Annotated in this window: 24 protein-coding genes; 6 read left to right on the plus strand and 18 right to left on the minus strand. The window is 45.6% G+C overall.

Annotated features, from left to right (window positions below):
- Positions 1-22: 22 nt before the first annotated feature.
- From QA442_RS15745 to QA442_RS15760, 4 genes are read right to left on the minus strand one after another with little or no spacing between them, the layout of a single operon-like run.
- On the minus strand, positions 23-190 hold the full coding sequence (locus QA442_RS15745; RefSeq protein ID WP_014663637.1) for a hypothetical protein: 168 nt from the start codon (positions 188-190) through the stop codon (positions 23-25).
- Positions 190-990, minus strand: a complete 801-nt coding sequence (locus QA442_RS15750; protein WP_095432562.1) for an ATP-binding protein — start codon at positions 988-990, stop codon at positions 190-192. Before QA442_RS15750 ends, QA442_RS15745 begins: the two co-directional genes overlap by 1 nt.
- Positions 890-1,726, minus strand: a complete 837-nt coding sequence (locus QA442_RS15755) for a phage portal protein (protein ID WP_279473298.1) — start codon at positions 1,724-1,726, stop codon at positions 890-892. Before QA442_RS15755 ends, QA442_RS15750 begins: the two co-directional genes overlap by 101 nt.
- On the minus strand, positions 1,713-1,892 hold the full coding sequence (locus QA442_RS15760; protein ID WP_003232712.1) for a hypothetical protein: 180 nt from the start codon (positions 1,890-1,892) through the stop codon (positions 1,713-1,715). Before QA442_RS15760 ends, QA442_RS15755 begins: the two co-directional genes overlap by 14 nt.
- Before the next feature lie 178 nt (positions 1,893-2,070).
- Between QA442_RS15760 and xre the strand changes: the two genes are divergently transcribed.
- Positions 2,071-2,409: an HTH-type transcriptional regulator Xre gene (gene xre / locus QA442_RS15765; protein ID WP_014663633.1), complete on the plus strand. Its 339-nt coding sequence runs from the start codon at positions 2,071-2,073 to the stop codon at positions 2,407-2,409.
- Between the two features lie 164 nt (positions 2,410-2,573).
- Complete coding sequence (locus QA442_RS15770; protein ID WP_095432564.1) at positions 2,574-3,170, plus strand: ImmA/IrrE family metallo-endopeptidase; 597 nt, start codon at positions 2,574-2,576, stop codon at positions 3,168-3,170.
- Between the two features lie 43 nt (positions 3,171-3,213).
- On the opposite strand, the gene QA442_RS15775 is transcribed toward QA442_RS15770, so the two are convergent.
- Entirely contained in the window at positions 3,214-4,050 is an 837-nt protein-coding gene (locus QA442_RS15775) for a manganese catalase (protein WP_279473299.1), read from the minus strand.
- Between the two features lie 76 nt (positions 4,051-4,126).
- Positions 4,127-4,729, minus strand: a complete 603-nt coding sequence (locus QA442_RS15780) for a poly-gamma-glutamate hydrolase family protein (protein WP_095432565.1) — start codon at positions 4,727-4,729, stop codon at positions 4,127-4,129.
- A gap of 104 nt (positions 4,730-4,833) precedes the next feature.
- Between QA442_RS15780 and QA442_RS15785 the strand changes: the two genes are divergently transcribed.
- Positions 4,834-5,211 (plus strand): PH domain-containing protein, encoded by a 378-nt coding sequence (locus QA442_RS15785; protein WP_014479546.1) that lies wholly within the window; start codon positions 4,834-4,836, stop codon positions 5,209-5,211.
- A 37-nt stretch (positions 5,212-5,248) separates the two neighbouring features.
- Here the strand turns inward: QA442_RS15785 and QA442_RS15790 are convergent, their stop codons facing one another.
- Positions 5,249-6,202, minus strand: a complete 954-nt coding sequence (locus QA442_RS15790) for an N-acetylmuramoyl-L-alanine amidase (RefSeq protein WP_069838939.1) — start codon at positions 6,200-6,202, stop codon at positions 5,249-5,251.
- Positions 6,203-6,323: 121 nt separating this feature from the next.
- Between QA442_RS15790 and QA442_RS15795 the strand changes: the two genes are divergently transcribed.
- The gene (locus QA442_RS15795; protein ID WP_095432566.1) at positions 6,324-6,578 is read left to right on the plus strand and encodes a YciI family protein; all 255 of its coding nucleotides are present in this window, start codon (positions 6,324-6,326) and stop codon (positions 6,576-6,578) included.
- A 30-nt stretch (positions 6,579-6,608) separates the two neighbouring features.
- On the opposite strand, the gene phrA is transcribed toward QA442_RS15795, so the two are convergent.
- The 3 genes from phrA to yjoB all read right to left on the minus strand — a co-directional run bounded on the left by phrA (position 6,609) and on the right by yjoB (position 9,285).
- A complete protein-coding gene (gene phrA, locus QA442_RS15800) occupies positions 6,609-6,743 on the minus strand; it encodes a phosphatase RapA inhibitor PhrA (RefSeq protein ID WP_095432567.1) in 135 nt (44 codons plus the stop codon).
- A complete protein-coding gene (rapA, locus tag QA442_RS15805; protein ID WP_095432568.1) occupies positions 6,733-7,869 on the minus strand; it encodes a response regulator aspartate phosphatase RapA in 1,137 nt (378 codons plus the stop codon). Before rapA ends, phrA begins: the two co-directional genes overlap by 11 nt.
- A gap of 144 nt (positions 7,870-8,013) precedes the next feature.
- Positions 8,014-9,285, minus strand: a complete 1,272-nt coding sequence (gene yjoB, locus QA442_RS15810; RefSeq protein ID WP_095432569.1) for an ATPase YjoB — start codon at positions 9,283-9,285, stop codon at positions 8,014-8,016.
- 148 nt (positions 9,286-9,433) lie between these two features.
- On the opposite strand from yjoB, the gene QA442_RS15815 reads away from it, so the two are divergent.
- Positions 9,434-9,898 carry a DinB family protein gene (locus QA442_RS15815; RefSeq protein ID WP_014663624.1) on the plus strand — a complete coding sequence of 155 codons (465 nt, stop codon included), beginning with the start codon at positions 9,434-9,436 and terminating at the stop codon, positions 9,896-9,898.
- A 222-nt stretch (positions 9,899-10,120) separates the two neighbouring features.
- Complete coding sequence (locus QA442_RS15820) at positions 10,121-10,885, plus strand: sulfite exporter TauE/SafE family protein (protein ID WP_014663623.1); 765 nt, start codon at positions 10,121-10,123, stop codon at positions 10,883-10,885.
- A gap of 38 nt (positions 10,886-10,923) precedes the next feature.
- Here the strand turns inward: QA442_RS15820 and QA442_RS15825 are convergent, their stop codons facing one another.
- The 8 genes from QA442_RS15825 to allD all read right to left on the minus strand — a co-directional run bounded on the left by QA442_RS15825 (position 10,924) and on the right by allD (position 20,314).
- Positions 10,924-12,417, minus strand: coding sequence for a UxaA family hydrolase (locus tag QA442_RS15825; RefSeq protein WP_014663622.1), 1,494 nt, complete (start codon positions 12,415-12,417; stop codon positions 10,924-10,926).
- On the minus strand, positions 12,414-13,856 hold the full coding sequence (locus tag QA442_RS15830; RefSeq protein WP_071580547.1) for a tagaturonate reductase: 1,443 nt from the start codon (positions 13,854-13,856) through the stop codon (positions 12,414-12,416). The genes QA442_RS15825 and QA442_RS15830 overlap by 4 nt, the downstream gene beginning before the upstream one ends.
- A 77-nt stretch (positions 13,857-13,933) precedes the next feature.
- The gene (locus tag QA442_RS15835) at positions 13,934-14,935 is read right to left on the minus strand and encodes a LacI family DNA-binding transcriptional regulator (RefSeq protein ID WP_095432570.1); all 1,002 of its coding nucleotides are present in this window, start codon (positions 14,933-14,935) and stop codon (positions 13,934-13,936) included.
- An 87-nt stretch (positions 14,936-15,022) separates the two neighbouring features.
- Positions 15,023-16,291 carry an MFS transporter gene (locus QA442_RS15840; protein ID WP_095432571.1) on the minus strand — a complete coding sequence of 423 codons (1,269 nt, stop codon included), beginning with the start codon at positions 16,289-16,291 and terminating at the stop codon, positions 15,023-15,025.
- A gap of 47 nt (positions 16,292-16,338) precedes the next feature.
- A complete protein-coding gene (locus tag QA442_RS15845; RefSeq protein ID WP_095432572.1) occupies positions 16,339-17,175 on the minus strand; it encodes an SDR family oxidoreductase in 837 nt (278 codons plus the stop codon).
- Positions 17,172-18,251 carry a mannonate dehydratase gene (gene uxuA / locus QA442_RS15850; protein ID WP_095432573.1) on the minus strand — a complete coding sequence of 360 codons (1,080 nt, stop codon included), beginning with the start codon at positions 18,249-18,251 and terminating at the stop codon, positions 17,172-17,174. Before uxuA ends, QA442_RS15845 begins: the two co-directional genes overlap by 4 nt.
- A gap of 24 nt (positions 18,252-18,275) precedes the next feature.
- Positions 18,276-19,295 carry a zinc-binding alcohol dehydrogenase family protein gene (locus QA442_RS15855; protein ID WP_095432574.1) on the minus strand — a complete coding sequence of 340 codons (1,020 nt, stop codon included), beginning with the start codon at positions 19,293-19,295 and terminating at the stop codon, positions 18,276-18,278.
- Between the two features lie 5 nt (positions 19,296-19,300).
- Complete coding sequence (allD, locus tag QA442_RS15860; RefSeq protein WP_095432575.1) at positions 19,301-20,314, minus strand: ureidoglycolate dehydrogenase; 1,014 nt, start codon at positions 20,312-20,314, stop codon at positions 19,301-19,303.
- Positions 20,315-20,317 lie beyond the last annotated feature (3 nt).

Genomic DNA, 20,317 nt, shown 5'->3' on the forward strand with positions numbered 1-20,317 from the left:
AGCGATCAGGGCAGTCAGCTGTTTAATCACGGACATTCAGCCTCGCTTTTCCCGCTGTCAGCATTTGCTCCAGCTTTTGAATGACAGGCGTTAAATCAGTGCCGGACCGACAGTTCGGACATGGATGAAAAACGACTCCAATCCCTGTATGCTCCACAATGACTTTCTTTGTCTGACAAAGCTTGCACATTATCTGACGCCCTCCAATCTATGGTTCAGCTCGTAGGCTGCCCCTTTGATAATCACTAAATAGTCACTGCACATTTCGTAGATTCTCGTGCCGAGCGCTTCATCGACCCGTACAAGTGCTTCAATTGTCAGCTCGCTCGAAAGCAAAATCGGTTTATGATTTAAGTAGCGGTAGTTGAGTACCGAATACATTTGCTCTAATTGCCAATCTGTAGCGCGGGGTTTGCCGTTAACCGGTTTAAACAGATCATCTATGAACAGCACATCCGCTTGCTTCATCCGGTTCAGCTTTGCTTCTAATAGGTCAAAGTCATTTTTCAGATCGGTAAAGCCCTCCACAAACGGAAAATAAATGACAGGCACATAGCAAGTTCTCATTAATTCATTGGCAGCGGCGGTCAAAAGGTGCGTTTTCCCTGAACCGGGCTGTCCTAGAAGGGCAATGCTGTTTTTCCGGCAATCCTTGATTTGTCCATAATCCGCCACATACTCTTTAGTACATTCAAACGCGTCTTTTATGGCCTGCGGCTTTCCCTCCGTGCGGAATTCCTTGAAGCCCAGCTGTCTGAAAGCGTGAGTAATCTCACTTGCCCCCAGCAGCCGCTTCACTTTCCGTTCTGCCATGCAGCTGCACATCGTCCAGACTTCCAGGCCATTCTGCTTGACGAGATAACCTCCCTGGTCCTTGCAGCGCAGGCAATCATACCGGCCTGCGTCTAATTCGGCCGGTTTGTCCGCCAGTAATGGACGTCTCCCTCTTCTCAGCTCGTCTAAAATCTGTTCGATTGTTCGTTTTGTCATGTTTTTTCATCCTCTCATGCTGAATTGCAACATTCTTTTTGGCTTGCTGCGCGTTAAATCGGTCTTCAATGAATTTCGAGCAGTAGCGAAAGGCCTTGATTGTTTCTGAAGCGGAAGTCCGCCGGTTTTCAAAAGCTTGAAAGCATTCCTCAAGCCATTTGATTGTTTGCGTGACAGGAACGCCGATAGCAACAATGCGGGCGATGGCTTGATAATCTCTTGAGGAAGGATATACGGTGCGTCCTTCTTGAGCCGACCGTAATTCTGTAAACCGCTTCGCAATGTGATCCACTGCCTCATCAGCAGCAGTATATTTGTTTGTTTTATCTTTATCTGTGCGGTCGCTTGTGTCCGGTGTCTGCGGCGAAAATGACCGTTCTTTTATACTCCGGTGCACTATTTTGTCCGATCTGAAGGCGAATTTTTTGGAATGCTTAACCGAAATCACCAGTCCGTATGGCGCACGGACTGCCTTTATGTACTCATGGGTTTCGAGAAGCTCTAGCCACCTTCTGACGGTTTTTTCACTTACACCGAAGACTGCCGCCATTTCTCTCGCTTTTAATGGCTTATGGCCGAGTACGATGCCCCAGCTTACGCCGTCTTTTTCGATTTCTTTTGTTGTTGAGCTGATAAACCAGAGAAACAGCCATAGTGCCGGTCCGATTTTGTCATAATGTTCTGAATCCAATAGTCCTGAATACATCGGAAAAGGATAGCTTTTATCGTTTTTCATTGTACGCCGCTTCTCCTTTTAACATCATGTATGCTTGAAACTGCTCTTGCGTTTCAAAGTGGAACACCGGAAGGCCGCATGCCGTAAACGAAATGGTGCCGCCGGATTGTCCGAGATGGCGCTGATCTATGGGATTTTCACTAAAAACAATTTGGATTGGATACATGTGATCACTCTCCTGATCTGTTTTCGATACATTTCGTATCAACTGTTACCAAGTATAAACGATACAATCGGTATCATCAAGTTATTTTTGATACTTTTTTTATCATAACTTTATTTTGATACATATTGTATCTATAATCATAAGTAACTTAGGGAGTTTAAAAAAGAGAGGTCATAGTATGATAGGCGGCAGATTGAAAAGTCTCAGAGGGAAAAGGACACAGGAAGAAATCGCATCACACATCGGTGTGTCACGGGCACGATATTCCCACTATGAAAACGGGCGAAGCGAACCTGATTACGACACACTCCAAAAACTGGCTGATTACTTTCAAGTAACGACTGATTACTTATTAACGGGTAAAGACAAAAAATCCGACGACGATATGTTCTCAGATCCGGACCTGCAGCTTGCATACCGTGATATGCAGGATTTTTCCCCAGAAAGCAAACAGCAGGCCATCGAATTTATCAACTATTTAAAAGAAAAAGAGAAAAACCGTAAACCGAAAAATTAATAAATCGTTCTCTGTTCTCTAAAACATATTAAAAATAGACCGATATAAAGAAAAAGTGTTTATTTTTTAAAGAAAAGGGAAAGATTTCTACACTACTTTCCAGTCCTATACGGGCTTTTCTTTCTCGCTAAAAACAGAACACACGTTCGAAAGGGAGTATTCAATTGGGCGATTACTTATCACATCTGGAGGAATACGTTAAAAATTTGTACACCCGTCTGGGCATCACATCCCCTCATCACATTGACATGCTGAAAATCGCAAAGGACCTGGATATTTGGGTGCATTTTGAGGATATGGGGAGCATGATGGTGAAATACGACGGCATGTACAGTATCGTATTGAACCAAAAAAAGTCACGGGAAGAGCAATGGGAGGATTTTGGCCATGAGCTGTGCCACGTGCTAAAGCATGCAGGCAATCACTTTCAGATGAACAAGCTCTTCAGAGAACTGCAGGAATTTCAGGCGAATCAATTTATGTACCACTTCTGTGTGCCAACCTTTATGCTGTTGCAGATGGAACTGCCGCAATGGAGAAGCCAGGCACTCGCCACAATTGCGGCGGTATTCCGGGTAACAAAGGAATTTGCTGAAAAAAGGCTTGACATGTTTGAACGGCGTAAAGCAGGTATTCAATTTCAGAAGCGGCTCGCTTATTTATTAGCTCACAAGCGGCCAAATGCGTACGAGGAAAGCGATCAGCAGCACTTGCAAGTCGCAGAGGAAAAAGCGTTCTATCATGTCGGCAAAAACATCTGATCCAAAAGGGCTGGGGACATTTATCCTCAGCCCGGCAGAGATATTAATATTTTGACATCGGTGGAATGGTATTCTGCAGCCACATTGGCGCCGGTTTAAGATGAGACGCAGATGCGAACGCAATCGGAGCCGGGATATACCTGAATTCACCCCGGCCATCAAAGGCTTCCCCATGTGCCCATCTTCCTTGTGAGCTTTCATCCCCTCTGGAAAAGTTAAACAGATCATAGGAGACTTCCTGCTTTTCGAGCTCACGCGGAAACGTCGTCGGGACGACAATATCCCGTTCTCTTTCCTCCAGCTCTTTAATGGCCGCATACCACATATTTTGATGATAAGTATCCCTTGCAATCAAAAATGACAGCATATCTCTTACCCCTGGATCATCGGTCATGGCATAAAGCCGTGTCACCTGAAGGCGCCCTTGGGATTCCGCATTTAAGTTGGCGCGAAAATCTGCGAGCAAATTTCCGCTTGAAATAATATATTTGGCATTCCATGGATATCCTTCGCTGTCAGCCGCCATCGCGCCTAAACCTGCGACAATCGCATGCTGCGGGTTCATTCCGGACAACACCGCTGCCACAGCAGGATCACTTTTATAAGCATTTTCCTGCACATCAGCCGGTGCATTGTCCAAAAGCCTGGAGATCATCGTCGCAAGCATTTCCACATGCCCGATCTCTTCTGTACCGACATCATAAAGCAAATCTTTATATTTCGCATCTGCACGGCAGTTAAAACCCTGAAACAAATACTGCATCATAACACTGATCTCACCGTATTGGCCGCCCAGCACCTCTTGGAGCTTTTTCGCATAAACCGGATCGGGATGAGCTGGCTTTGCTTGATATTGAAGCTCTTTTATATGATAAAACATGAATCATTCCTCCCTACACTTTCGCACAACCCCAGCGTATGAAGGAATGGGCCGACCGTGCAGGTCCCGTCTGGTTTTATTTATAAAAGCCAAGTTTGACGGCTTCCACATATCGATCAAACAAATCGTTTTGTATGTAGCTTTTATCACGGCACCCAAAATTGCAGAACAGCACGTTTCTTTGTGCAGTGCTCACCTCCAATTGGAGCCCCATTTCTCTTTTCGTCCGATTGACAATATTGTTTGGATGTACACCTGCCAGCCGATCTTTCTCACTAGTGAGTTCGGCGCTGAAACCCGCTTCATTCAGACGCTCACAAATAAGCTCGGCTTTTTTGCGATCCGTCCCGCCGACCAATGTTTGCGGGATGTTTGGATCATAATACCCGTGAAACGCTAATGCGTAATCATGGGCATTCACTTTTTCTAAAGCCAACGGCTCATCAAAATGAATGCTAGTGAGATGCAAGGAACGATTGTTTCGCTGTTTTACACCTTCAAACAAATAAATGGAACATCGATCGGAAAATGCCCGCACCAGTTCACTGACACCAGGCTCAATTCTGCCGCCGTGGGGACCGAGGACGATAAGTTCACTTCCGTTTTTTTCCTCATAAATAATCCGATACTCCGATTCAGAAGCAGAAAGGGCCGCAAAGCTGTCATACCGATCTTTCATTTTGAACGCCCTCCTTTTCCAGTCAGCATCAGTTTACTCTACTCTTCTATGAATGAAAACCTTTTTATAGTATGATTTGATAGAATACGGACAGGAGGTATATGATGGGATTTATTGATGGTTTACTAGGCAATGCGTCAACACTGTCAACGGCTGCTGTGAAAGAAGAGCTTGCTCATATTTTACTTGAGGGTGAGAAGGTTGAAGCCGCGTTTAAGCTGGTTCGCGATTTGATTGTCTTTACTGACAAGCGGCTTATTCTTGTAGATAAGCAGGGAATCACAGGCAAGAAAACGGAGTTTCAATCAATTCCGTACAAAAGCATTTCCAGATTCAGCGTGGAAACTGCCGGCCGCTTTGATCTTGATTCAGAGCTGAAAATTTGGATCTCTGGCGCGGAACTTCCCGCCGTCTCAAAGCAGTTTAAAAAAGATGAAAGCATTTATGATATTCAAAAGGTGCTTGCCGCAGTTTGTATGTAAGATGAATGACGGAAGCTGTGAAGCTTCCGTCTTTTCATTACAGCTTTTCCTCCAGCTTCGCTTTCGTCTTCGGACCGTAAATCCCATCAGCCGTTAAACCGCTGACAGACTGAAAACGTTTGACTGCATTTGCTGTTTTCGGGCCATAGACGCCGTCAACGCCGTGATTTTTCGCTCCTTTATCAGGATAAAAATAAAGGGCGGCTAAAGCGTCCTGCACCTGCTTCACTTTTGTCCCTTTCGTCAGCGGGCTTGTCACTTTCATCACCCCGGATGGGAGCGGATATGAGGATGCGGCATGGCTTTTAGAAGCAGATGCCGTCTGAGGCAGTTTGATCACTTGTCCGACTTTAATGTAATTCGGGTCAGTGATATGATTGATGCTTTGCAGCGTTTTTACACTGACTCCGTGGGATGCGGCAATCCCTGAAAGTGTATCGCCTTTTTTCACATGATATTCAGACGCTGAAGAAGTGACTGCTGCCTTTTTCGCTGATACGCTCCCGTTTAATTCCTTTTCAATTGCCGCCTTCACTTGATCCCAGCGCCCCTCTGATAAAATGCGGTGCGGGCAGTACTTTCCGTTCCAGTCTTGATGCTTTCTCACCCGATCGATTCCCCAGCCGCGCTCCTTCAAAAGCTGTGCGACAAATGAAATCGCTAAGGCTTCAGCTGCCTCATACTTTGGACCTCCCGATTTGCTGTAGCAAATCTCAACGCCAATTGATTTGCGGTTCCCCGGACCGTTTGTGCCGTCACCTGTGTGCCAGGCGTTTCGGTCAAGCGGCAGACCTTGAATGACCTCTTTATCATCGACAGCAAAGTGAAAGCTTGTCGAGCTTGTGTTCCCGATCATATAGCTGATTTCATTGGCTGCTGACGCATCGTTTGCCGTGTTGTGGATGGTAATGTATTCAGCGGACATTGCATTCGGACACTTCAATGCGTATTTCGCCTCAGAAACCAAATTTTTCTTTACTGGAATGCTCACCTATCATCTCTCCTTTTCTTTTTTCATAAATAGGTGGCATTCGTAGGACGAAAAGCTCATATCATCTATAACTGCTATATGGTTAAATGTGTTAAACTGAATTTCAATGGGAGGGCTGAATATGCATACATACTTAATGCTCACAATGAGAACGGAGAAATTTAATCAGGAGCATGTGGCTGGGCACTATGAATTTCTGGACCGCTTACAGTCAGAAAAGCGCTTAAAAATGTTTGGGCCATTCAGCGACGCCACAGGCGGAGCGTATGTCATCGAAGCAGATTCGCTGGAAGAGGCAGCGGAAATCGGGCATGAAGATCCGCTGGTGGCAAGCGGATCTTCTGAGCTGACGATAAAAGAATGGAAGCTGAAATAAAAAAGACCCCTAAGGGTCTTTTTTTATGCATCATGTTTGATTGCGTGCAGCAATATGAAATGTTTTCCCCTCTGTGTTTGCTGTGTCATCTGCATGAACCATCACCTGAGTAAAACTGAACCCGACCGCAACGAGCAACAAACCTGACAACCATTTAGATTTCATATAAACAATCTCCTCTCTGGATTTGTTTTTGTGCGTGCACCATTTTCTCGTAAAATGAAAGTGCTTTTTCGGGCTGTCCGTTTTCTATATAGAATTGGGCAGCATCATGCGCCAGCTCTTCAATATAAGGATACAGCATATGTTCTTCAAGAAATTGAAAGGTGTAAGAGACTGATTCTGTGTCAATGTTTTTTCCGTATAACGCATGTAAAAATTGAAAAAGCTCCACAAATAATTCATCATTGTATTGACGGGCGATTTCCAATCCTTCATGATACTTTTGTTGCGCTTCAGCGTCATTTTTTTGTTTATACAGAACTTGTGTTAAAGAGTAGATAGAATGCGGAAGATTATCGAACTTTTCCGACTTGCAAATAGAAACAGATTTCTCAAAGTATTCGGCTGCCTTTTGCAGTTCACCCATTTTCTCATAGCAGTTTCCGAGATTATATAGGGCAGAACTGATCAGGCGGGGATTGCCTTCTTTCTTTGCAAGATCTAAAGCCAGTTCTAAGTGGGGCAATGCTCTTTCTGGATACTGCATATCATCATAATTACCTGCAATAACGAATTCACATTGGATTCTGCGGACGGTGTACGTTTCATACATTTGGTATGTTTCTAATGCCTGAACGGCGTAGCTCATCGAAACATAGGTTTGTTTTAAATTGTAAAAAATCTCAGCCATTTTAAAAGCAAACTCGGCTTTCTCAATATCATCCGAGACGAGGGCAAGATTCTTTTCTGCCCGTTTATAATACATCATGGCACTGACAAACATCTTCTGCTTAAATTCATACATTCCTCGAAAAAAATTAAAGTAATATTCGAGAAGCCCTGTCAGCTTGTACTGATTCCCTTCGATGTCTTCTAATAATTCTGAAAACTCCAGCTGCGACGTGTCCTCTCCAAAAGGCTTAATGTAATCCAGCATGACACGATGCCTGAACTCCATTAAAGAATAATACAGCAGCAAATCTTGGTCTTCTTCCATATCCTCAATTTCTCTTTCTACTTCGAGCTTGACCCGTTCGGCTTCAGCGACGTGGAACTGCCGGATATGAGTATACCATTCATTAATTTTAAGCCCGACATAAGAGGACGGAATCGTCTGCTTCATCCTCAATTAATCCCCCCTTTTGAATTACCCGAGATATGTCATATTTTATCATATTTACAAGAAAAAGAAGAACGCAAAATAACCGCAATTGTCGAATTTCGGCTAACCGCAACAAAAAAGCGCGGGTTTTTCAAAAACCCGTGCTTTCTTTTAGTGAAAACCAACTTTGTTTCTTTCCATCCAGCTTCCCTGCCGGCTTTTTCTTTGCTCTCCTGTCATGTCTTTCACCATGGTTTCAATATGATGATCCCCTTCTTGGTGCCATTGAAGCGCTGAAGATACATATAATTCTCCCAGCTGTGCAAAGGAAAAGCCTTCTGTAAGCTTTGCGGCGTTTTTTATTTCTTCTTCACTCAAAAAGATGTCAAAGCCTCTCATTTTCATATATTCCAGCCGCAGCTCTTCATCCGGAAGCCCGATTTCATAGGCACGGTCAAATCGTCCTGCACGATTCATCAAACCTGGATCGATCTCTTCGGGATAGTTTGTCGTGCCGATGAGAAATAGCCCCTCTTTTGATGTCGCGCCGTCCAACGTATTGAGAAAAAAGGATCGCACATCTTCCGGCATCGAATCTATATCCTCGATAACGAGAACTGCAGGAGCGAGGCGTCTCGCTGCCTGAAAGACTTCTTCTATTGTCTCGCTCGACGTAAATTCAGTAATTTGCCAATAGGCAACAGGTGCATCGATACTGCCTGCGATCGACTTCACTAATGTCGTCTTTCCGTTTCCAGGAGGTCCATATAACAGAATGCCGCGCTTGTAAGGGATGTCATACGTTTGATAAAACGATTTATCACTATGAAAAAACTGATCAATTGATCTGTATATCTCTTTTTTCAATAGCGGATTCATGATTACCTGACTCCGCTGAACCTCTCTGACAATGGCTTCCTGCTCTCTTGAAGTCCCTCCATCTCCATCCGTAAAAACGGTCACTTTCCGCTTGCTTTTTTCCCAGAGACGCGGTCTGACTCCCTCCAGAAATGCACGCATCTTTTCATCGTTAACCGCAAACAGACAATCGAAACTCATGATGCTCCCATCTTGAAAATAAGGAATTCTGGCAAAAGCAACTCCCTTTTCAGGATACGCGTATACACTGTTTCTTATAGACTTATGGACGGTATAATCCGGTTCTTTTTCATCTTCATCGTAAGCAAAGGTTTTCTTTTCAAGCTTTTCAAATATATATGCCACATGCTCAGGCTCCAATGAACCGCTGCGGACATCTTCTACAAGAAGCTCCCAGTATTCCGTGTTCGGGTCATCACTGGCATAGAGCTCATAGAATACACCGTATTGATCATAAAGCGTTTCTTCAATCCGTGTGATAAGGTAACCGAAAGTGCCGTAGCCCGCTGCAGCTCTTTCATTCTCTTTTTCTTCGTACTGATAAATGAAAGGTATGGTTGTCATGTTTATACTCCATTTCATATTTTGTGAACGTTATATATACGATTGACATAGCATTTTGTTTCATCCCACAGCATATTACTTGTGAATTCGTAACCGTTGATATAGGATTTCATTGCACCATTTATTTTTACATATGGAGGAGATCATAATGAGCCAATCCAATCAAATTGTCAGCCATTTTTTATCCCATCGAAACGTGACGAATGAGCTTGCTGAAAAAATCAGCCAAGACCATTACAGCTACAAACCGGCAGAAACATCAATGTCAGCGGAAGAATTGGTCAAACACATTCTTACGTCGTTCCACTTGTTCGCAAATGTCATTAAAGAAGGCAATGCTTCACCTTTTCAAAACAAGCAGGAAGAGACAGAAACCGATCTCAATGTTCTGGCAAAAACATATACGGACAAAACGGTCGCTATCCTTGAACAGCTGACTGAAGAACAGCTGGACAGAGAAATTGATCTGACATCCGCTTTCGGCAGAAAAGTCACAGGCCGCGCGCTGCTTCAGCTTGCAATGGAACATGAAATTCACCATAAAGGCAACCTGTTCGTTTATGTGCGGGAAATGGGCCACACAGAGCTTCCTTTCTATCAGCAGCGCATGTAGCGTACGAAAAAAAGATACCTGTTAAAAGGTATCTTTTTTTGTGCTTCCGCCTCACTTCCCGGTTTCGACCAGACACTCATCATAGGGCAAATGAATAAAGATATGGAGCATACCAAAATTTCAAACAGCTAACGTGCAAAAATTCAAAAAATTTAATTGATTAACGTGACCTAATCATATATAATCTGATAAAAATAGTCGGGTTTTCAGGAGGCCTTTATCATGAGTGTAAGCATCATATTGATGGGTTTGTTTGTCGGAGCCTTAGTCGGATTGACGGGTGTGGGCGGAGCCGCCTTATTGACTCCCCTTTTAATTGTGCTTGGAATTAACCCTTCCATCGCGGTCGGTACGGATCTTGTATATAACTCGATCACAAAGCTGTTTGGCGTTGCCTCCCATTGGCGGCAGAAAACGATTAACTTTCAATTGGTAAAATACTTAGCCATCGGCAGTATTCCGAGTGCCTCGCTAGCCATTGGCATCTTGCATTTGTTCCCCGCCTTCCACCAGCATCAGGAAGAAATTATTAAGCACGCTCTAGGATATGTGTTAACGCTGGTTGCCATCTCAATCATCGTTCGTTTGTTTTTGGATAGAAAGCTTCGTCCCAATCGCTGGCAGCTGATGCCGCTTGAAAATAAGCGGGCGCTGACGATTCTTATTGGTGTTGTGTTTGGGTTTATCGTCGGCTTAACATCAATCGGTTCCGGCTCATTATTTGCAATCGCCATGATTTACTTATTTAACATGAAAGCGTCTCAGATTGTCGGAACCGATATCGCGCATGCTTTTCTTCTCGTTACGGCAGCAGGCATTTTGAACGCAAGCTTCGGAAGCGTGGATTACATGCTGGCAGCTAATCTGCTCATTGGTTCAATTCCTGGCGTGCTGATCGGAAGCCATCTTTCGCCTCGATTCTCCCCGCGTCCGCTGCAATTTATTATGGCGTCCATTATTTTAGTCAGCGGTTTAAAATTGATTTAATGAAGAAGGCTATCCGCTTGAAGGATAGCCTTCTCTTATTATAGCGTTACACCCGATTTGAAAATGGCGAGCTCTCTGAAATCATTTTTTTCATGGTTCACAAGCTGGCCGCTTGCCACCTCAATCATATAGTGGATAAACTCCCGCAGCACATACTCCTCATGAACATCATCCTCCGCTAAAAGGCCTGCGTTAAAATCAATCCAATGCGGCTTCGCCTCATACAGCTCGGTGTTTGTTGCTACCTTCACGGTCGGGACAAAGGTGCCAAACGGCGTGCCTCTCCCCGTTGTAAAGAGGACAATTTGGCAGCCGGCCGCCGCCAATGCGGAGGAAGCGATTAAATCATTGCCCGGCGCGCTCAAAAGCGTCAGCCCTTTTGTCTTGAGTACTTCCCCGTATTTCAGGACATCCGTGACAGGAGAAATCCCCGCTTTTTGCGTACAGCCCAGCGATTTATCCTCAAGTGTAGAAATGCCGCCTGCTTTGTTGCCCGGTGAAGGATTTTCATACACTGGCTGATCATGTTTGATAAAATATTGTTTAAAATCATTGATTAATTGGACTATCTTATGAAACACTTCTTCATTGGCAGCCCGCTGCATCAGGATGGTTTCTGCACCGAACATTTCCGGAACTTCCGTCAGCACCGTGCTCCCTCCCTGTGCAATGAGATAATCTGAAAAACGGCCAAGCAGCGGGTTTGCGGTTATGCCGGAAAAACCATCCGAACCTCCGCACTTCAGTCCGATCTTCAGTTCGGACAGCGGAATGTCTTCTCTCGTATCCCCTTTGGCCGCTTCATGTATTTCCTTTAGCAAAGCAACGCCTGCCTCCATTTCGTCGGTCACCGACTGGGATTCGAGGAATTTCACTCGATTCAGATTTACATCCTGGAGTGCTTCCTTCATTTTTGCCAGTTCATTGTTTTCACACCCTAGCCCTAGCACCAAGACGCCGCCGGCATTTGGATGGCGAATGGCGTTCAGCAGGATTTGCTTCGTATTTTCGTGATCATCGCCAAGCTGCGAGCATCCGTATTGATGTTTCAGCACGAGTACGTTATCAAATGGAGCGATATCTCCCGTTTCTCTGACAAAACGCTGCAGCATTTTTTCTGCAATTCCATTGACGCAGCCGACAGTTGGCACAATCCACAATTCATTGCGTACACCCGCATCACCGTTTTCTCTTCTAAAACCTTTAAACGTCCGGTTCTCATTAGAATACGGATTTTCATCAAATCTCGGTGTATAGCTGTATGATTGGATATCTGACAGGTTTGTTTTCGTATTATGGACATGAATATGCTCTCCAATCGAAATATCTTGTGATGCATGCCCAATTGGAAACCCGTATTTAATGATGCTGTCGTTTTCTTTAATAGACTGCAATGCAATCTTGTGGCCTCTTTTTATATCATCCTTTACTTCAATCGACACGCCGTCCGCATGCAGCCGCTCTCCCTTTTGGATATCCCGTAAAGCAAGAAGGACATTATCTTGCTTATGAATCTTTATAAACGACTTCAACGTACCTCTCCCCTTTGTATGCTGTATTGTTCAAGAGCCCGCTGCATGCCCAGCTCATGAATATGATTCAAGTAATCAGCGACTCTTTCAGTCAGTTTCGGTATCTCGTTGAGATCTGTTCCCCACAGCCGCTGTTCGCCTAACACTCTTGATGCAATTCGAAGCATGTCTCCATCCTCCTGGCTCCAAACCTCTTTGAAAAATTGAAGAACAGCCGGATCATCCTGCAATGTCTCGTAACCCTGATAAAAATACAGAAGAGCGCTGAAGGAAAACACCAAGCGTTCAGGGAGCTGTCTCTTTTGTTCAGCATATTCCTTAAGAGTCGGCAGGTTTCTCGTTTTGAATTTGGAAACGGAATTCAATGCAATGCTTTCCAGATAATGCTTCATATACGGGTTTTTAAAACGGTTCAGCACATCGTCAGCATACTGAGAAAGACCTTCCAGTTTTAAAACAGGAAGAATTTCGTCATTGATCAGCTCTCTTATAAACCGCCCCACTTCCGGATGCTCGACAGCATCCCGAACAGTTTTTAAGCCGTACAACAATGCCACTGGCGTCATTGCTGTATGAGCGCCATTTAAAATTCTTACTTTTTTTGTCCGATACGGGGTGAGGTCGCTGACGATTTTTGTATTGAGCCCTGCAGCCGCAAAGGGAATTTCTTTTCCAATCCAATCCGGCCCCTCGATAACCCATAAATAATACTGCTCTCCCACAACTATCAGTTCATCTTGATAGCCCAGTTCTGCCGTGATCTCATCAATGCTGTCGACCGGAAAACCCGGGACAATCCGGTCTACTAAACTATTACAAAATGTATTGGCCTCATGAATCCACTGTGTAAATCCTTCCTCCAGCTTCCACAGATGTGCATAATGAAGAACCGTTTCCTTCAGCTTTTCGCCGTTCTTCTCGATCAGCTCACATGGGATTAGGACACACCCTTTTGTCTGATCTCCTTTAAAAGCCTGATAGCGGAAGTAGAGAAATGCAGTTAATTTCCCAGGGAATGTTTTTGGCGGCCTATCCTCTAAACGATCTTTTTCATCACATACGATCCCGGCCTCCGTCGTGTTGGAGATGATAAACCGCAGCTCTTCGCTTGATGCCAATTCTTTGTATGCCTCATAATCAGAAAACAGGTCAATTCCCCGGCTGATTGAGTTGATAATCATATGCTCGTTTACCGCTTCTCCGTCTTTCATTCCTTGTAAAAAGAGCGTATATAGCCCATCTTGCTGATTTAATCGTTTGATTTTTTCTGAGCCTCTTGGCTGGACAACTGCCACGCTCCCATTAAAATCAGTGTGTTGATTCAATTGATCAATCTGCCAATCGACAAATCCCCGAAGAAAGTTTCCTTCTCCGAATTGGAGAATTTTTTCTGGATACTGAGTATAGTGATCGTACACATGTTTATTCAGCTTCTGCACCCTTATTGCCTCCCTCTTCTTTTATGCACACGTTAACATTTTTCTGTGTAAAGAATGCCCGCTAAAAAATCGGGGCATCACGTTGTCAATCGTCTGACTGAATCACGTACTATGAATTCTGTGTTTTCCAAGATTTTCTCCGCTTTTGTTTCCGGCTCGCTGATCAGCGACAATAGTTTTTGCGCACCGAGCACGCTGATTTTCTCCACTGGGCGCTTTACTGTTGAAAGCCTTGGCGTGATGTATTGTGAAAACCCAATATCATCAAACCCGATTACCGAAATATCATCAGGTACGCGCAGGCCCTTTGCGAATATCGCATTCATCGCTCCGATTGCCATGTCATCATTCGAACAAAAGACAGCGGTTGGAGGATTCGGCAGCGCCAGCAGCCGCTCCATCGCTTGAAAGCCGCTTTCCATATCGTACTGTCCTTTGACACTGTATTCATGCTTGATTGGAATATGATGTTGAATCAGTGCGGATAAGTAGCCTTCCTTTCGCTGCTGGGAGGATTTAAAGCCTTCCATCCCCTCGATGATGGCGATGTTTTGATGTCCGTTCTTAATAAAGTATTCTACAGCTTCCTGGGAGCCCTCCTTGTCATTGGATAAAATATTCGTGATGGTGCGGTCATCAATATCACGATTCAGCACGACAAGCGGAATGTTTTTTTCTCGTATATGGTAAATGAAAGAATTATCAATATCACTTTGGCTCATTAAAATGATGCCGTCATACCTCATCGGTGTAACGGAGTCATAGTTTTTCAGATCATCAATGCCGCGCACATAGAGATTGTAATCCTCACTTATGGCTTGATTGACGCCTTTGATTGTGTCTGCAAAGAAGCTGTGTGAAGTTCCGTTTGTGATGCTTGTAAAGAAAAGTCCGATCGTATGTGACTTTTGCATCGCCAAGCTTTTTGCGTTTACATTTGGTGTATAGTTCAGCTTCTCTGCAAGCTCTACTATTTTTTTCTTCGTATGCTCTTTGATGTAAGGGCTATTGTTGAGTGCTCTGGAAACGGTTGTGTGGGATACGTTAGCGAGTTTTGCGATATCTTTTATGGTTACCATCTAATTCCCTTCCTTATCATACCGGCTGCGATTATTTACTGTATATTGTATCATCAAACATACCGCCTCTCCCACTATATTTCCAGATTAATAAGACACCGGATTCTCAGCTTCTGTTCCTGTTGGTTTGCCGATGATCGGACGGACAAAACGAATTACAGCAAGTGACGCGAAGACAGCTAACCCTCCGGCAAGCAAAAACGCTCCAGAAAACGTGCCCGTTTGGTCAACAATAAAGCCGGTTAAAGCCGGGCCGACAATTCCTGCCGTGTTGGCGAGGAAATGCATGAAGCCGCCAACAGAACCGACATTGTTTTGATCAACCACATCTTGAATCACAGCCCAATAGATTGCACCTGTTAAATATAGAAAAAATACTGACAAAGCGACCAGTGTGACAGCGCCCGCAGTCGTTCCCACCAGCCCGGCAAAACCAATCAGGACAGCCGATGAAAACAAACACGTGACAAGCACAACCTTGCGTGAGAACAGCACGCCTTTTCGGGCTGTTTTTTTGTACACATAGTCAGAAACAAATCCTCCTGCAGCAAGCCCGATAAAGCCTAAAACCCACGGTATGACCGTGATAACACTCATCGATTCAACACTTAAGCCCCGCTCTTCGACAAGATAGCTTGGAAACCACGTCAAAAAGAAGAAGAGGATGTAGTTGTAAGCGAAAAAAGCGAACGCCGTGAACAGGACCGTTTTTTGCTTCAGATAAAAGGTGAGCGGAATTTTTTCTCCAGGAGACGTTTCTGCTTTGATTACCTGTGCTTCCTTCACCCTCTCTGACGGCTTTTCTTTGACAAATTTGAACCAGAGCACTGCCCATATCAAACCAATGATCATAATGAGAACGAAGGATAATTTCCAGCTGAACGCCACTGCAATCATGCCGACAATCGGACCGGAAATGGCTCCTCCGAGCGGGGTGCCGCTGTTGGTTACACCGATAACGGACGCCCGCTGGGTCGGCGGGAACCAGTTATTCACCATCTTGTTGATGGTCGCAGACAGCGGGCCTTCTCCCATTCCAAAGAGAATACGGATAATCAGCAGGCTGACAAAACCAAAAGCGAGGGCGACTGCTCCGCTAAACAGCGACCAAACGACCATCGCGACAAATAGGGTCAGTTTTGCCCCGTAGCGGTCGGATGCCACGCCCCCAAGAAAGTTAAAAATGGCATAACCAATCGAAAAACTGCTGAAAATCAAGCCCATTTGCGTGGCTGACAATGTGAGATCATCCTGAATAAAAGGAGCTGCAATGGAAAGCGCCGAGCGATCCAGGTAATTAATTACCCCTGCCAGGAACAAAAAAAGGATAATAGGAAGCTTATCTTTTGAAAACATCTCAACCTCACCCCTATGTTGATTCAGTTTCTGTTGCGCCGCTTTCGTTACACACCTGAATAAGCCATAAATCCTCCATCGACAGGAACGGTGATTCCGGTGACAAAACCCGAATAGGATTCATCCGCCAGCCAAAGAAGCGTGCCGAGCAGGTCCTCCGGTTTTCCGAAGCGCTTCATCGGTGTTCCCGCGATAATTTTGTGAGATCGGCTGGTGAACGTTCCGTCTTGGTTGATCAGCAGATCATGATTTTGTTTTGTCAGAAAGAAGCCTGGGGCAATCGCATTGACCCGCAGCCCGGTTTCGGCAAAATGAACAGCCATCCACATCGTAAAATTATTGATCGATGCTTTGGCGGCACTGTATGCCGGAACCTTCGTCATAGGTGAATAAGCACTCATCGAAGAAAGATTGATAATCGCCGGTGAATCGGCTTTCAGCAGCTCTTTTCCAAACACTTGCGAGGCCAGAAAGGCACCGGTGAAGTTGGTGGAGAATACAGTTAGAAAGCCCCTCTCATCCATATCAAAAAAGGATTGGCCTTCTCCCGCTTCTTCATATGTCTCCACATCGGTTATCGCGGCAGGATGATTGCCGCCAGCCCCGTTAATTAACAGATCAACAGCGCCAAATTGGCCAAGGATGTCTTCCTTTGCCCGCTCCAGTGACATCCTGTCCAGCACATCCGCAGCAACAGCGCACGCTGTGCCGCCAGCCGCCGTTATCTCCTTCACGACCGCTTGGCCTTTTTCAGCCGTCCGATTCAATATCGCCACCTTCATGCCATGACGGGCTAGCTCCCGTGCCATCGCAGAGCAAAGCACGCCGCTGCCGCCAGTGATGACAGCCGTTTTACCAGCCAGGTTCTCATGCAGCGAGATCATACGCCCACCTCTTTTTTTGCCATTGCTTCATAGGCGTCCCACAGCCCGTTCAAATACATGATGCCAAGTGCCCGATCGTATAAGCCATATCCCGGGCGGCATTGCTCGCCCCAAAGATGGCGCCCATGATCCGGTCTGACATATCCTTCGTAATCCTGCTTATGCAGTTCTTCCATCACGCCTTGAATGTTGATTGAACCATCCTTTGTTACATGCGATGTTTCAATAAAATCACCATTCTCATAAATTTTCACATTGCGAATATGTGAAAATGGAGCGATGCCGGCATACGTTTTAGCGATCTCCACCATGTCGTTAGCGGGATTGGCTCCCATTGAACCTGTACAAAGGGTGATACAATTAGACGGTGAATCTGATATCGCCCGCAGTTTCTTATAACTTGCCTCTCCTGTGATAATGCGCGGCAGTCCGAAAATCGGCCACGGCGGGTCATCCGGATGAATGGCCATTTGAACACCATAGGCCTCAGCAACAGGAAGAATTTCCTGCAAAAAGAATGATAAATTGTCCCATAGCTTTTCTTCATCGACCGTTCTGTAGGCAGCAAAAAGCTCTTTGATCCGAGCCAATTTTTCGGGCTCCCACCCCGGCAGTGTCATGTCAGATGCATCCTCCACCGTCCGAATCAGCTCTTGAGGATCAAGGCTTTCCACCTTGGCCTTTTCAAAAAACAGAGCGGTCGATCCATCTTCTAGCGGCCGGAACATGTCCGTGCGTGTCCAGTCAAAAACCGGCATAAAATTATAGCAGATCACTTTCACGCCAAATCCGGCAAGGTTGCGGATCGTTTGCTTGTAGTTTTCAATATACCGGCTGCGTTCTTCGTTCCCAAGTTTAATTGCTTCGTGAACATTCACGCTTTCTACAACTTCAGCATGAAAACCATAGGATTGAATATATTCGGTCTCGGCTCTGATTTCTTCTTTTTCCCACACGTCGCCGACAGGCTTTTGATGGAGAGCCCAAACGATGCCTTTGACTCCGGGAATTTGCTTCACGTGTTCAAGTGTGACTGTATCGTTGCCTCGTCCATACCATCGGAATGTCATATTCATGCTTTCACCTCCCGATTCAGTCGATTAATCAAACGCGATGACGGCTTTCCGTACCTGATCTGGATGCTCCTTAATAAACTGAAAGGCGTGATGGACGTCATCCACTGAAAATGTATGGGTCACAAGCCCGTTATGCGCTAACCGGCCTTTATTCAAAAGCTCTACCACCTTGGGAAACTGATTGGTCTGCAATCTCGATCCGGTTATTGTGACTTCTTTTTTTGTAATCGGCAGCTGAGAAATTTGTGCCGCTCTTTCATCAAATCCAAGCACAACCACATGTCCCGCCGGTGAAACGGCCTCAATTGAAAGCGCAAAAGTCTCCGGCAGGCAAATAGCATCAATGACCACATTTGCTCCCTCATGCCCAGTCCATTCACGGACCCGCTCGGCAACATGTTCTGCTTGGACATTTACAACAGCATCGGCGCCGTTTTCTTTTGCAAACGCCAGCCGCTCGTTGTTCAAGTCAGTCATCATGACAGCAGCACCCGCCAGCTTTGCCATTTTTAACACACAGATCCCAATGGGCCCCGCTCCTTGGATCAGAACGGTATCACCTTTTTCCACCTGCCCTCTCCACACTGCCTGGGCCCCTATCGTATAAGGCTCGGCCATGACCGCTTCCTCCCAAGGCAAGTCCTTTGAAACCGCGTAAAGCTGCCTTTCCGAAAGCACAATATATTCCCGCATGCCCCCGTCTTCATGTACGCCAAACACAGAAAGCTTGGCACAAACATTCGGCCGCCCTTTGCGGCAGGCATAGCAAGTTCCGCAATAAGAAATCGGCTCAATTACCACATGGTCACCGGCTTTTAGGCTCTGCACATCCGCCCCAACTGCCTCCACTTGTCCCGTTACCTCGTGTCCGATGACTCTCGGGAGGGTAGCCAGCGGATTCGTCCCATGATAAATATGCATGTCTGATCCGCAAATCCCGACTCGCTTAACTTTTACGAGCACTTCATCACTCTTTGAAAGAACCGGCTTCTTTATCTCCTCTGTCACCAGATCATACGGTTTTCGTACTTGAACCGCTTTCATTTTTCTCACCTGCTTTTTAAGAATTCATATACACTCCGAGCAATTGATATTCCGTGTTCCTTATTTCTTTCTTCATGCAGCTGCTCGATCTCACCAGGCACAAACACTCTCTCGACTCCAGCAGCTGGAGGAGACTGCTGCAGTTCATGAAGCATGGCATCCATCTGCTCTAAAAACGTATCCCGGTCGGTAAAAAAGGAGGGATTGATCGCGCAAACGTAATGCCCCAGCTTTCTTTTTTGATCAAGGCCACTGTACATTTTCGCAATATGAGGGCCAAAAGCCGCGCCAGCAAGCAATCCGGAAAACACATCCACCACAATCGATAATCCATAGCCTTTCGGGCCTCCGAATGTTGAAAGTGAAACAACCTTGTCAGGATCCGTTACTGCTTCTCCGTTTTCATCGACTCCCCATCCTTCAGGAATTTCCTTGTCCTCTTCACGGGCCTGCAGAATTTTCCCGAAAGCCACTTTGGACGTCGCCATATCGAGGATAAGCGGTTTTTTATGCTTAGCCGGAACACCGTAAGCAATCGGATTTGTCCCTAAAAAAGGAGCCCTCCCTCCAAACGGGACAACGATACTGTCCGTATGCGCCATTGCCAATCCGATCAGTTTTTCGTCAGCCGCTTTTTGCACAAAATAGCTTAGCGCCCCGCAATGGCTGCTGTTGACGGCCGTGACCATGCCGACACCATTTTTCTTGGCCATGACAATTGCATGGTCCATTGCCATATCACAAATCACATGGCCGAATCCGTCATCACCATCCAGCACTCCGGTCACAGGCCCCGTTTCTTTAAAAACAGGCTGTGCCTCAGGGTTGATCCCTCCCGCTGAAAGCCTGTTCACATAGTGTTCTGTGCGCAGCACGCCGTGCGAATGTACATTGCGCAAATCAGCGTGCACGAGGACATCTGCTACTTTTTCAGCATCTCGTTCATTCAAACCGGCACCGGCAAGCTTTTTCCGAACGAGTCCCTTTGCTTCTTCAGCTGCAATTGTTATCGTTTTCAATTA

Origin of the sequence: Bacillus stercoris (assembly GCF_029772985.1) — a bacterium.
Taxonomy (GTDB): domain Bacteria; phylum Bacillota; class Bacilli; order Bacillales; family Bacillaceae; genus Bacillus; species Bacillus stercoris.

Coding starts and splice junctions, on each gene's coding strand:
- QA442_RS15855 (WP_095432574.1), bottom strand. CDS start 19,295: ATGAAAGCGGTTCAAGTACGAAAACCGTATGATCTGGTGACAGAGGAG.
- QA442_RS15745 (WP_014663637.1), bottom strand. CDS start 190: ATGTGCAAGCTTTGTCAGACAAAGAAAGTCATTGTGGAGCATACAGGG.
- QA442_RS15835 (WP_095432570.1), bottom strand. CDS start 14,935: ATGGTAACCATAAAAGATATCGCAAAACTCGCTAACGTATCCCACACA.
- QA442_RS15840 (WP_095432571.1), bottom strand. CDS start 16,291: ATGTTTTCAAAAGATAAGCTTCCTATTATCCTTTTTTTGTTCCTGGCA.
- uxuA (WP_095432573.1), bottom strand. CDS start 18,251: ATGAATATGACATTCCGATGGTATGGACGAGGCAACGATACAGTCACA.
- xre (WP_014663633.1), top strand. CDS start 2,071: ATGATAGGCGGCAGATTGAAAAGTCTCAGAGGGAAAAGGACACAGGAA.
- QA442_RS15760 (WP_003232712.1), bottom strand. CDS start 1,892: ATGTATCCAATCCAAATTGTTTTTAGTGAAAATCCCATAGATCAGCGC.
- QA442_RS15845 (WP_095432572.1), bottom strand. CDS start 17,175: ATGATCTCGCTGCATGAGAACCTGGCTGGTAAAACGGCTGTCATCACT.
- QA442_RS15820 (WP_014663623.1), top strand. CDS start 10,121: ATGAGTGTAAGCATCATATTGATGGGTTTGTTTGTCGGAGCCTTAGTC.
- QA442_RS15795 (WP_095432566.1), top strand. CDS start 6,324: ATGCATACATACTTAATGCTCACAATGAGAACGGAGAAATTTAATCAG.
- QA442_RS15755 (WP_279473298.1), bottom strand. CDS start 1,726: ATGAAAAACGATAAAAGCTATCCTTTTCCGATGTATTCAGGACTATTG.
- QA442_RS15775 (WP_279473299.1), bottom strand. CDS start 4,050: ATGTTTTATCATATAAAAGAGCTTCAATATCAAGCAAAGCCAGCTCAT.
- QA442_RS15785 (WP_014479546.1), top strand. CDS start 4,834: ATGGGATTTATTGATGGTTTACTAGGCAATGCGTCAACACTGTCAACG.
- yjoB (WP_095432569.1), bottom strand. CDS start 9,285: ATGACAACCATACCTTTCATTTATCAGTACGAAGAAAAAGAGAATGAA.
- phrA (WP_095432567.1), bottom strand. CDS start 6,743: ATGAAATCTAAATGGTTGTCAGGTTTGTTGCTCGTTGCGGTCGGGTTC.
- QA442_RS15815 (WP_014663624.1), top strand. CDS start 9,434: ATGAGCCAATCCAATCAAATTGTCAGCCATTTTTTATCCCATCGAAAC.
- QA442_RS15780 (WP_095432565.1), bottom strand. CDS start 4,729: ATGAAAGATCGGTATGACAGCTTTGCGGCCCTTTCTGCTTCTGAATCG.
- QA442_RS15750 (WP_095432562.1), bottom strand. CDS start 990: ATGACAAAACGAACAATCGAACAGATTTTAGACGAGCTGAGAAGAGGG.